This is a genomic window from uncultured Psychromonas sp., from assembly GCF_947489755.1.
In the GTDB taxonomy this organism is placed as follows: domain Bacteria; phylum Pseudomonadota; class Gammaproteobacteria; order Enterobacterales; family Psychromonadaceae; genus Psychromonas.
Genome location: NZ_CANLFB010000007.1, coordinates 21483 through 33283, shown reverse-complemented (window position 1 = coordinate 33283; position 11801 = coordinate 21483). Strand labels below are relative to the sequence as shown.

The following is an 11801-nucleotide window of genomic DNA, read 5'->3' as shown; positions in this document are numbered from 1 at the left end:
ACGATTAAACCTCAGCGCTTTTTAGAATAGCTTTCACTGCGGCTTCATCTAAGCCTTTACCGATCAACACTAATTCTGTTTTTGGCGTTTCAGTTGCTTCCCATAAACGGTCAAAATGTACTTCTAAACGTTTACCAACGGCTTGTAATACTTGACGCATTGGCTTGTTTTCAACAGCAGCAAAACCTTTAATACGGAATAAGTTAAACTCGTTTAATAGTTTTTCAACACTTTGTTTAAGCTTATCTGCATCAACAGTACCTAAGCTGATCACCATTGAATCAAAATGGTCATGTGCGTGGTCATGATGTGCACCATGAGCATGATGATGATCATGGTGGTTATGCACTTTATCAATGGTTTTTTCAGTGCCCGCATTAATGCCGATTAACACTTCAAGTGGTACATCACCATTATTGATATAAGCTGTTTTAACTGAACTTGGTACACGTTTTTCTATTACCGCTTTAACGCGCGCTTGCTCTTCTTCGTTTAATAAATCACTTTTACTCACGACCACTAAGTCAGCAGAGTTAAGTTGATCGTCTAACAACTCTTGTAAGCTTGGGTCATGATCTAAACTTTCATCTAGGGCACGTTGCTCTTTTACTTTATCTTCATCAGCGGCAAAACGACCCGCTGCAATTGCAGGGCCATCAACTAAAGTAATAACAGCATCTACGGTGCAGTATTCTTTGATGCCCGGCCAGTTAAACGCTTGTACTAACGGCTTAGGTAACGCAAGGCCAGATGTTTCAATTAAGATATGGTCAATTTGATCACGACGTTCAACCAATTTTTTCATTACCGGTAAAAATTCTTCTTCTACCGTACAACAAATACAACCATTAGCGAGTTCGTAAATACCGTCATCTCCACCGACTAATACCGCGGCTTCATCTTCATCATCACATTCAAGTGGACAGCTTCGCAGTAGTTCTGAATCGATATCTAACTCACCAAATTCATTCATGATCACGGCAATACGTTTGCCTTTGGCTTTTTTAAGCAAGTTAGCCAGTAATGTTGTTTTACCGCTTCCAAGAAAACCAGTCACAACGGTAGTGGGGATTTTTTTAAACGACATGTTATTTGCTGTTGACATCTTGAGCCTCTAATTCTTCAATGGAAAGTGTGTTTTTACGACGACGGAAAATATTCGGTTTATCTTTTTTATACAGGTATGAATCTTCAAAATTGGTGGTGTCTAATACATGACCAACCAGGATCAATGCCGTTAATTTGAAGCCTTTCGCTTCTACTTTTTCCGCAATATCTGCTAATGTGCCCGTGACTTTATCTTGGTCAGGCCAAGAACTACGATAGCAAACAGCCACAGGACAATCTTCACCGTAATGTGGAATTAACTCAGCCACGATTTTACGGATTTTAGTAATACCTAAATGAATCGCTAACGTTGCACCACTTTGCGCAAGTTGCGGTAAACGCTCACGCTCAGGGAAAGGTGTTTTACCTTCGTAACGCGTCATGATCACCGTTTGCGATACACCTGACAATGTTAACTCTTTACCTAAATATGCCGCAGAAGCAGCCGTTGCACTCACGCCAGGAATCACTTCATAATCAATGCCATGTTTATCTAAACGTCGAATTTGCTCAGCAATCGCGCCATATAATGCAGGGTCACCACATTGTAAACGCGCGACATCTTTACCTGCTTTTGACGCCTCAAAAAAATACGTTTCCATTTCATCAAGATTGATCTTCGCAGTATCAACAATCAGCTCAGCTGAGTCTTCAACATCTTGCAATGTTTGACGTGGGATCAACGATCCTGCATACAACACGACTGGACACTGCTTTAATAAACGCGCCCCTTTAATCGTCATTAATTCAGGATCACCCGGCCCTGCGCCAATAAAATAAACTTTCATAATAATTCCTTTCTATAATTTCTTTTTATAGCCGCGGGGTGTATAAACCCAATGTTTATCGCCGTTGATGATATGACGAGACTCGCTGTTACCTACGCTGACTAAGGTAAACATATCTACATCTTTAGCATCGAGTTCATCTAAACGAATAATACGGATAGATTCATCTTCACGGGTCAATTGACGACCTAATAAAACCGGTGTTGAAGCAGGACGATATTTCAATAACACGTCACGCGCATGGTTAAGTTGCCAGTCACGTTTTTTAGAAACAGGGTTATAAAAAGAGATAACAAAATCACCTTCGCCTGCACTGTGAATACGCTTATTGATAGTTTCCCAAGGTGTCAGAAGGTCAGATAAGCTAACAGTACAGAAGTCATGGCCTAACATAGCGCCTATGCGGCTTGCGCCAGCTTGCATTGCAGAAATACCGGGTACCACATCAATTTCAACCTCTAACCATTCTGGATGATTTTCAAGGCCTTGTAATTGTCTATCTAACAATTCAAATACTAAGGTTGCCATTGCGTAGATACCGATATCGCCACTAGAAATCAATGAAGTCGTTTTACCACTTGCGGCTAAATCTAATGCTAAACGAGCGCGTCCAATCTCTTCACCTAACGGTAAATCATGGTGTACTTTATTATTACAGGGTGCACCTAACAAATCTAAATAGAGTCCATAAGCGACTAAATCAGTACTTTGCTCAACGGCTTTTAATGCTTTTGGTGCGACTAAATCCGCATTGCCCGGTCCCATACCGACAACAAAAAGTTGTTTCTTATTATTCATGACTCTCTCTTTTAATATTACACGTTTTAAGTTTAATTCTTTTTAGCGACTATTCGCTGTGTCTATTAGCTATTTCAATGAAACATAGCCATTCACTACAAGCTATAACTTCTGGCAATGGCACAGGTTACTTGTTTATTTTTATGTTTTTTCAGTAATAGTTCACTACCGTTATTGGTTAGCTGTTCAGCTTGGTATAAAGCAGCAGATTCCGCTACGCCATACACGCCAACCGTTTTTAAAATATAATCAGACTTTGTAGAAAGTCGTTCTTCCATGGTACTTAAGTTTTTCGCATCAAACGTTAAATAAGGCTTTTGTAAGGTATCCGCTAGTGCGATTAAGCCCACTTCGTCACTTTTAATATCGATGCTAGTAATCGCGCTGATATCATTAATCGTTAAACCCGCTTTAATTAAGCATTCATCTAACAAACCTTTTAAAACCATTTCAGGGCAATGTCGTTCACATCCCATTCCGACTACATAAACTGGCTTTAGATAACTATTTGCAGTCGTTAGTACTAATTGGTTTTCTAATAAAACAGACACTTGCCTTGCTAACTCATTCGCCCCACCTTCGTGACCTGATAACAGCGGGATCACAAACTGCCCTTGTTCATCTAACACCAAAACAGCAGGATCTTTGTATTTGTCATTAATCACAGAGGCTAACGTGCGCATTACGATGCCGGTGGCACAAATGAAAATCAAAGAATCACCTTGTTGAAAGTAATCTTGCACTGACTCTTTAAAAGGAGCAGGTTTGAAGTAAATTTCACTGTTTTTCAGCGTTGATTGCTCAACTTTTAAAAGGTACTGCAAACGTCTTGCTAGTTGTAATCCAACTTCTGTTAAACAGATAATTCTAATCATGCCTTCACATCCTGATTAGCTTCTTTAGGTATTTCCTGTCGAGTAATAACAAACAATGAAAAATAAGGGCCTGCTGACATTTCCAAATCATTTAAATCGCGAATTATTTTTTGTTTATCGCGACTGATGTATTCTAAGTAATTAGCATCATCAAATCGTTTAGTCTCTTTTAGTAGCGTAAGCAAACGAGGTCGTTCAATACCCGCTTTCATGATCACCACTGCATCATGTTCTAACAAGGCCGCTTTGATTTTTGCATCACTGTGGCGCCCCGTGATCACTGCAAAAGATTGTTTTAATACAGTTAACGGTAATTGCAATTCAGCCGTTGCCGCTGCAAAGGCTGGAATACCAGGAATAACTTTTGATGCGTATTGACTGTCTAAACGCTCTAACAGATACGTAAAAGAGCCAAAAAACAATGGGTCACCTTCGCAAAGAAACACCACTGTTTTTCCTTGTTTAAGCTGCGCATGTATCTGACCAATCGCTTTATCATAAGCAGCATTCGCAGCCACACGTTCACGTGACATCGCAAAGCGCACGCCTAAATGCAGTTGTTGTTTAATCGGATCTTTTAATGCTTCTACAGCGATATCCAGTGATTGCGATTGCCCTGATTCATTCTCTAAATAACAAATAACATCTGCATGTTGAATCGCACGATATGCTTTTAAGGTCAGTAATTCTGGATCACCAGGGCCAACGCCTACACCAATAAAGAGGCCGTTTGGGACTGTTGAAGCAAGATCATTCATTTTCTATTCCTTTACTATTTCTGTGTTGTATTTTTGATAAAGCTAAATAAGCTAACAGATAAAGCAGGATTGTAAGCAAGCTGCCCGCCTAAGGTTCTACTTTTATTAACAGCAACTTGTAATGTCTCTGATTGACTGTCTTCAGCAACACTTCGTTTGGTATAGAAACTAAGTAGTTGAGACTTCGTTTTTTCCATCACAGCGGAAACAACGATTTGCCCATCTTCAGGTAGTTTTGTCCACAGTGTCTCCAATAGTTCGGTTAATTCGCCATCACTGCCACCAATAAAGATTTTATTAGGTGTCGGTAAACCAGTTAGCGCTTCTGGTGCGCGACCAAAAGTACTTTTTAAATTATTGACCACACCAAATTTCTGCTTATTTGCTAACAGACAATCGAATCGTTCTTGGTTATGTTCAATCGCATAAATCTTAGCTTTAGGTTGCCAATAAGCCATCTCAACTGACACACCACCACAACCAGCACCGATATCCCAAATAACGTCTCTTTTACTTGGTTGTAATAATGACAAAATCGCTAAACGTACTTCACGCTTGCTGATCATCCCTTTTGAGCCTAATTCACCGGTTTCAAAATCAGCATCTTTAATCCCCGGAAATTCAGGTAAATAACCTTTGTTTGCGCCGCAGATAACAAAAGACACATGTAATGCATCAAACTCCTGCAGGCTCTCTTCGGCTTCAGCCTCTAATAATGCTTGAACAGTGAAACGAGATATTTTTTGCTCAGTGTAACCAAGGCGTTCACATACAATGATTTCTGCTTCGGTAAATCCCGTTTCTTTACAAACCGCTGCAAGGTGATGCGGTAAGCTATCTTTGTCAGTTAATAACAATAACGTTTGCTGTGCTTTCAAAGCTACTTTTAACTTAGCCAACGGACGACCATGTAAACTCACTACATGCACATCTTGTTGCGCAATTGATAAGCTATGACATGCTTGAGTAATGCTAGAAACAGCAGGAAAGAAACGTACCGTTGCGTCATTAAAATGTTTACTAATCCAGGTGCCAATACCATAGTAAAGCGGGTCGCCAGACCCCAACACAACCACTTTTTTCTCTGTTTCTATTAACGCTTTTAGTTCTTTTAGTTTGGGGATTATTTCAGTTCTTGGAGGCAAGCTGATTAATTGAGGCTCAACTTGTTGCTGATCTCCCTCTCCTAACGTTTCTATTTGAGGTTGAATCGCTAAATGCTTTTCTAAGGTTTTTAATTGACGCTCAGATCCAATCACTAAGTCTGCTGATTGTAATGCTAATAAAGCTTGATCGCTTAGCATGGCATTTTCAGCTACGCCTAAACCAATCACTGCGATTTCACGCACTGATTTAGACGATGATTTAGCTCTGCTATCAAGCTTCACCCCAAACATTCCCATTAATTTTTTAACGATATTCATTAATACAACTCTCCTTTGATACAACGTAATAAGGCATTACAGCTTGCGCTAGATACCGCACTGCCACCTTCTCGCCCCAATAAAGTAATACATTCAATACCTAACTCTTGGTGAACATCCCATAATGCTTGCTTAGATTCAGCGGCACCGACAAATCCGACAGGCATACCGATGATCAAAGCAGGTTTAGGCGCACCTTGGTCAATCATTTCTAATAAACGGAATAAGGCAGTGGGCGCATTACCAATCACCACGACACTCCCTTCTAAATAAGGTAACCACGACGTTAATGCAGCCATGGTTCTAGTTTCGCCCGTTGCTTTTGCGCGCTCAGGCACTCCTTCTGCGTTTAAAAAACACAACGGGTCTGTTTTAATCATTCGTTTAGTGATGCCTTGTTTAACCATCTCCACATCACACAAGATTGCTGCCCCTTTTTTCAACGCATCAATACCTGATTGGCAAGCGTGTTCACTCAACCTAACCTGTGAAGCAACTGCAGGAATACCAACGCTATGTACGACACGCATCACCACTTGTTGGGCTTCTATTGATAGATGGTCAAGGTCTGTTAAGGTTCTAATTTGGCGAAAGCTTTCATTCTCGATCAAGCTCGGATCGTGGATATAATCAAATTTCATTTTTTAACTCAGTTGATGCGGCAGAAGTCGCGAAAGCAGATTTAGGCAATTTAGACGCAGCTAAGCATGATTGCAATAAGTCGATACAATCAGCGGCATTATCAAATTCATATTGTAATGGTGGCAGCGATGGGCGTTTAAATTGATAAACGGGAATACCCGCTTGTGCAGCCGCTTGTATTTTTGCGTAGGTAGCTTCACCACCGCTATTTTTACTAATAATGGCATCTATTTTATATGTTTGAAGTAACTGTTGCTCATCTTCTAACAAAAAAGGCCCGATCGCTTTTAGCCAAGTAACATTGCTTGGTAAAATTGCTCTTGCTGGCATCGCTGTGCGCAGTAATAGATGGTTGGCTTGTTTGGCTAGCTGATCGATAATATCTTGGGAGATTTGCCCTGCAGTCATAAACAAAGACTGATGTTGCGCTACTTTTTCAATTAATTCTGGCCACGCTAACACTTCAATCCAATGATCATTTTCGGTTTTAAGCCACTGCTTACGATGAAAGCGTATTGCAGGAATAGATAAATGATCAGTGACTTGTGCAATGGTATGACTCATTTTTTCAGCAAAGGGATGTGTTGCATCAACTAGGTGAGTTATTTGGTTGTCGGTTATGTATTTTTCTAAGCCGCCAAATTGTGTAAAGCCACCGCTAATAACTGGCCCTGGTACCGTTGCTTTACGCACGATCCCAGCAATACTGTAAACTACATCAAAACCTAACTCATATAATTGAGTCGCCAGTTTTCGCCCGTCTGCGGTGCCACCAATGACTAACACTTTCATTGTTTTGCTTCACTCTTTAATTGTTCGTCTAATATTTTAATCTGATGTCCATTTTTATCAAAGCGATCATTGTAACTATTCGCTACAAATAAGCCTTTTCTATCAACGGCCCAAACCTCTACTTCAATAGATTCATGAACAATACTTTTAGCAAATTTTAAGGCTTCAACACACACGACAGTGGCAATATCTAATCCAGCTTCTTTGGTTTTATTTAACACTTCAATAGTGGTGTTCGCATCTAGTATTTGCTGTTGAAGTATTTGCGACGCACCTAAGGATTTTGCAATATTAGCTAATTGCTGAAAATCGATACTCGATTGACGACTATTTAAGTCTAAATGGCCATTTGCAAGTTTAGTTAACTTCCCAAAACCTGCACTGATACTGAGTTTTTGAATGCGGTTACCTGTTTTTGGATCGACTTTTTCACGGCGTAAATATTTTAACATTGCCCCAACAAAGTCACCCATTTCAATTAAGCTCACTTCATTCATTTGATAAAATGCTTTAATGGCATGCTCACTAGCAACACCTGTCGAAGCAGCCAAATGAGTAAAGTTATTGGCACGAGCAACATCGATACCTTGATGAATGGAAGCAATATAAGCAGCACAAGAATAAGGACGCACAATACCAGTTGTGCCTAAAATAGATAAACCACCAAGAATACCCAAACGACTGTTCATGGTATTCAGAGAAATCTGTTCGCCATTTTCAATGCCCACTGACACTTCAAAACCACCGTTATATTGATAAGCTAGCGCATAATGTTCAAGATGCTCGACCATCATTTTACGGGGCACAGGATTGATAGCAGGCTCACCGATGGCCAGTACTAAGCCTTCTCGAGTCACTGTCCCCACACCTTCTGCGGCTTTAAATTTAATACCTTGTTCAGCAGTTAACCGTAATTCAACAAACAAGGTCGCACCATGAGTCGCATCAGGATCGTCGCCAGCATCTTTAATGGTGCTAGTACGAATACCATTATCAATAGGTTGATAACTGATGATATCCAGATCAACTTGTTCTCCGCGCGGTAAGGTAATTTCAACACTGTTGGGTTGTTTTTTTGCCAATAACGAGCGTACAGCAGCAACACAACAAGCTGTCGCACAACTTCCTGTTGTTAAACCATTACGTAATGGTTGTTCTGTTTCGCTCGATTCAGGCCACATAAACGTTTCCTACTGTTGTGCTTGCATAGCGGCATGAGCAACTTGCTTTTGATCAGCAGCGCTTGACGCATTGAGAGGAGAGGCTGAACTTTCAGACTTTTTATTAGTGTCTAACGTCGCGTAGTTTTGCCAATCCGTTAATTTTTGCTGATCTACTGCTTGTAATTTTCCCGTAAACAAATCAGCAATCAAGGTTGGATTAGACGGGAAAAATAGATGTAGGTAACTCGCCGTTAACTTCTTATCGCGATAAATAGCTTCACCGGGTGCAGGGTGACGTTGACGTTGCCCGTAACCCATTGCATCTACTTCCATTATTGCACGAGATCGATGATGTGCATGTCCATGTATTTCACCTTCCGGTAACATGGCTTTTTGCATGCCCTGACAACCGCGCTTACCTGACATACTGCCTTGACCATTTAACACACCACACATTTTATGATGTTTGTTATCGAGATCCACCAGCTCATTTAAACAATAGAGAAAACCACCACACTCAGCGAGCAGCGGTTTACCTGCATCATAAAAATCAGAAATTTGTGTTTGTAATTGGGTATTAGCCGCAAGTTGCTGTGCATATAATTCAGGGTAACCGCCGGGTAACCATAAAGCATCAGACTCTGGTAATTGGGTGTCTTTTAGCGGAGAGAAATAATGCAGTGTAGCGCCCATCTCTTCTAATAATCGCGTATTAGCTTGGTAGATGAAACTAAAAGCCAGGTCACGGGCAATAGCAATCTTTTTGCCTTCAAGTAACTTGCCTACTTTTTCAGGTTTTCCTGCATAGAAATCAACACTTGACGGTAATGTGAGTAACGGGCTTTCAGACCTTTCATTGCCATTAGCGCGGGCGACACCATCAGCTAACCATTCACAACCCAATGTAAATTTTTCTTCTAGCTCATCAAAGACTTCACTGGCTTGTACTAATCCTAGATGACGCTCAGGTAAGGCAATATCAGCGTCTTTTTTAAGGCATGCTAATAACGGTAATTGTTCAGCCAATGCATCTCTAATTAATTGAGCATGGCGTTCACTGCTACAATTATTAGCGATTAAACCATAGCAACTATAATCATCACGAAAGTTAGCAAGACCAATCGCAACAGCCGCTGCGGTTTGTGCCATGCCCTTTACATCCATCACAATCGCAACAGGGATATTAAAACGAGCAGCTAGGTCGGCACTTGAAGGTTCGCCATCAAATAACCCCATCGCGCCTTCGACTAAAATAAGGTCGGCTTCTTGTGCTGCTTCATACAATTTTTGCTGGCAATAGTTCTCGCCTGCCATCCACATGTCTAACTGTTCAACATGGCCATGTGATGCTTGCGCTAGTATTTGCGGATCAAGATAATCAGGTCCAGTCTTAAAAACACGTACCACTTTGCCTTGCTCAGTAAAGTAACGAGCAATTGCCGAAGTAATGGTTGTTTTACCTTGCCCTGACGCCGGAGCGGCTAAAAATAATGCGGGGCAACTTGCTTTTTCTGTCATCTCTATTTCCTACTATTCATAATTAACAGCTTATTTCGTCGTACATAAGTATCTTTTTGCTTTGCTTAAGATGAAATCGCAAAGTATTGTGCATCTAATTGATTCGCTAATACTTGCCCACGTCCACGCTTTATTGGCGCATATTCAATATCAATTAATAATGTGGGAATATTTAATTTTAAATCATCGATGTCAGCACGACTACGACCATCGGTTATTAAATAACAAAAAAGAGAGACGCCAGGATACTGTTGGCTAAGTTGCTTAATACTTTGGCCAGCTTTTTCTAAAATAAGCCGTAAAGGAGTGCCACCTAATGCGCTAATGTCATCTAATAAACTAGTCACTTTTTTGGGTGCGCGCCCTGCTTTAATAATAGTATCGACATTATTATTACCAAATCCTAACAAGCTAATTTTATCGCGATTAATATAGGCATTATCAGTAATATTCATCACCACTGATTTAGCAATTGCTGACAAACTATCACTTAACGTAGACGCAGAAGTGTCTAATAAAATAAGATGTAATTTGTGTTCACCTGTATTTACTTTTTTGAAGGAAAACTGCGCTGGAGGCCACTGCCCCAGACTTTTGGTTAAGGTATTAAACCAATCTGGTTTATTACTCACTAAAGTTGATTTTTTCTCACCTTTACTCGTATTACCCTGCTTATTTTTATTAAATGCTTCAGTTAATAATGTTGAGTTTAACGCTTCTTTTAAAGAATGAGGTTGTAAACTCGGCAGCTCTAGTTTTACAGCTTCATCAGTTTTTTGTTTTTCGCCAGCTTGAGGTGGCATTGCCCCCCATTCTCCAACATTATCAGTCTCATTAGAAGGATCATCAGTTGATTGACGATCCTGCTCTATATTTTGTTGCTCGGGCTTAGATCCCAAGGGTGTTTGTGAATCATTTTTTTGAGGTGCTTGAGGTCGTGAAAAACCACCGCTATTATTTTTTTCTGATGGTTTATCTGAAGGTGATGGCGACTGTGGTGGAGATGATGGAGGTGGCGTTGAACCAAGATGTTGCTGACGGTGCACTAACACTAATGGCGCAACTTGTTCAATATCTTCAAAGGTCACTGCTTTTCTACCACACCAGGCAGCATGCGTTAAACTCGCTCGGTGCATCATAATATCGGCACGTAACCCATCTACATTAGCTTGCTGACAACGCGTTGCGATTTCAATTAAACAAGCATCGTCACAGTTCACACTTGGGAGTAACTCTTGCGCATCACTTATTTGTTGTTGTAATAGTATTTGCTTCGCTTGGTAATTATCACAAAAAGCGACTTTATCTTTCTCAAAGGATTGGCGTGCTTTAACAATGCTAATACGTTCTTCGATGCTATAAATATTATTTAATTCAACCATCAAACCAAAACGATCTTTCAATTGTGGGCGTAGTTCACCTTCATCGGGATTCATGGTGCCAATTAGCGTAAAACGCGCATCATGACGATGGCTCACGCCATCTCGTTCAACAAGGTTAACGCCACTACTAGCAACATCGAGTAACTGATCCACAAGGTGATCCGGCAACAAATTAACTTCATCGACGTATAGCACGCCAGTATGTGCTTTTTTCAATAGACCAGGAGAAAACTTAATTTTTTTATCTTTTAATACGTGGTCTAAATCCAAGGTGCCAATGAGCATCTCTTCGCTTGCACCTAAAGGCAATGTTACAAACTCTGGCGTTATGTTTTCTGTAACCGGTAATAACTCAGCAACTGCACGGGCTAAGGTTGATTTAGCACTACCACGAGGTCCAGATATCAACACACCGCCAATCAAAGGATTAACCGTCGCAAGCAATAATGCGAGCTTAAACAAGGGTTGACCTTGTACAGCACTAAAAGGAAAAATGACTTCTTGTTGCTCTTGATTCATCGTCTTTTGCTCATCGTATTTATTCATCATAATTA

Annotated in this window: 11 protein-coding genes; all 11 read right to left on the bottom strand. The window is 40.5% G+C overall.

Translation table 11 applies throughout. The features are described 5' to 3' along the window. Window positions 1-4 precede the first annotated feature (4 nt). Complete coding sequence (gene cobW, locus Q0794_RS05570) at window positions 5-1105, bottom strand: cobalamin biosynthesis protein CobW (RefSeq protein WP_298940753.1); 1101 nt, start codon at window positions 1103-1105, stop codon at window positions 5-7. Beyond that, window positions 1089-1895, bottom strand: coding sequence for a precorrin-4 C(11)-methyltransferase (gene cobM / locus Q0794_RS05565; protein WP_298940752.1), 807 nt, complete (start codon window positions 1893-1895; stop codon window positions 1089-1091). The genes cobW and cobM overlap by 17 nt, the downstream gene beginning before the upstream one ends. Before the next feature lie 12 nt (window positions 1896-1907). Next, on the bottom strand, window positions 1908-2693 hold the full coding sequence (gene cobJ / locus Q0794_RS05560) for a precorrin-3B C(17)-methyltransferase (RefSeq protein ID WP_298940750.1): 786 nt from the start codon (window positions 2691-2693) through the stop codon (window positions 1908-1910). A 95-nt stretch (window positions 2694-2788) separates the two neighbouring features. Continuing rightward, window positions 2789-3568 (bottom strand): cobalamin biosynthesis protein, encoded by a 780-nt coding sequence (locus tag Q0794_RS05555; RefSeq protein ID WP_298940749.1) that lies wholly within the window; start codon window positions 3566-3568, stop codon window positions 2789-2791. Then, window positions 3565-4326 (bottom strand): precorrin-2 C(20)-methyltransferase, encoded by a 762-nt coding sequence (gene cobI / locus Q0794_RS05550; RefSeq protein WP_298940748.1) that lies wholly within the window; start codon window positions 4324-4326, stop codon window positions 3565-3567. Before cobI ends, Q0794_RS05555 begins: the two co-directional genes overlap by 4 nt. A 14-nt stretch (window positions 4327-4340) precedes the next feature. Further along, complete coding sequence (gene cbiE, locus Q0794_RS05545; protein WP_298940747.1) at window positions 4341-5750, bottom strand: precorrin-6y C5,15-methyltransferase (decarboxylating) subunit CbiE; 1410 nt, start codon at window positions 5748-5750, stop codon at window positions 4341-4343. Beyond that, complete coding sequence (locus tag Q0794_RS05540; RefSeq protein ID WP_298940746.1) at window positions 5750-6391, bottom strand: precorrin-8X methylmutase; 642 nt, start codon at window positions 6389-6391, stop codon at window positions 5750-5752. The genes cbiE and Q0794_RS05540 overlap by 1 nt, the downstream gene beginning before the upstream one ends. Beyond that, entirely contained in the window at window positions 6381-7184 is an 804-nt protein-coding gene (locus Q0794_RS05535; protein ID WP_298940744.1) for a precorrin-6A/cobalt-precorrin-6A reductase, read from the bottom strand. The genes Q0794_RS05540 and Q0794_RS05535 overlap by 11 nt, the downstream gene beginning before the upstream one ends. Further along, window positions 7181-8365, bottom strand: a complete 1185-nt coding sequence (locus Q0794_RS05530; RefSeq protein ID WP_298940743.1) for a cobalt-precorrin-5B (C(1))-methyltransferase — start codon at window positions 8363-8365, stop codon at window positions 7181-7183. Before Q0794_RS05530 ends, Q0794_RS05535 begins: the two co-directional genes overlap by 4 nt. A 9-nt stretch (window positions 8366-8374) precedes the next feature. Continuing rightward, window positions 8375-9865 carry a cobyrinate a,c-diamide synthase gene (locus Q0794_RS05525; protein WP_298940742.1) on the bottom strand — a complete coding sequence of 497 codons (1491 nt, stop codon included), beginning with the start codon at window positions 9863-9865 and terminating at the stop codon, window positions 8375-8377. Window positions 9866-9930: 65 nt separating this feature from the next. Further along, window positions 9931-11796: an AAA family ATPase gene (locus tag Q0794_RS05520; protein WP_298940741.1), complete on the bottom strand. Its 1866-nt coding sequence runs from the start codon at window positions 11794-11796 to the stop codon at window positions 9931-9933. Window positions 11797-11801: the final 5 nt, after the last annotated feature.

What these genes read in the sequence shown, in the direction of transcription:
- cobM (WP_298940752.1), bottom strand. Translation starts at nt 1,895, where the DNA reads ATGAAAGTTTATTTTATTGGCGCAGGGCCGGGTGATCCTGAATTAATG.
- Q0794_RS05525 (WP_298940742.1), bottom strand. Translation starts at nt 9,865, where the DNA reads ATGACAGAAAAAGCAAGTTGCCCCGCATTATTTTTAGCCGCTCCGGCG.
- Q0794_RS05555 (WP_298940749.1), bottom strand. Translation starts at nt 3,568, where the DNA reads ATGATTAGAATTATCTGTTTAACAGAAGTTGGATTACAACTAGCAAGA.
- cobW (WP_298940753.1), bottom strand. Translation starts at nt 1,105, where the DNA reads ATGTCAACAGCAAATAACATGTCGTTTAAAAAAATCCCCACTACCGTT.
- cobI (WP_298940748.1), bottom strand. Translation starts at nt 4,326, where the DNA reads ATGAATGATCTTGCTTCAACAGTCCCAAACGGCCTCTTTATTGGTGTA.
- cobJ (WP_298940750.1), bottom strand. Translation starts at nt 2,693, where the DNA reads ATGAATAATAAGAAACAACTTTTTGTTGTCGGTATGGGACCGGGCAAT.
- Q0794_RS05530 (WP_298940743.1), bottom strand. Translation starts at nt 8,365, where the DNA reads ATGTGGCCTGAATCGAGCGAAACAGAACAACCATTACGTAATGGTTTA.
- cbiE (WP_298940747.1), bottom strand. Translation starts at nt 5,750, where the DNA reads ATGAATATCGTTAAAAAATTAATGGGAATGTTTGGGGTGAAGCTTGAT.
- Q0794_RS05520 (WP_298940741.1), bottom strand. Translation starts at nt 11,796, where the DNA reads ATGATGAATAAATACGATGAGCAAAAGACGATGAATCAAGAGCAACAA.
- Q0794_RS05535 (WP_298940744.1), bottom strand. Translation starts at nt 7,184, where the DNA reads ATGAAAGTGTTAGTCATTGGTGGCACCGCAGACGGGCGAAAACTGGCG.
- Q0794_RS05540 (WP_298940746.1), bottom strand. Translation starts at nt 6,391, where the DNA reads ATGAAATTTGATTATATCCACGATCCGAGCTTGATCGAGAATGAAAGC.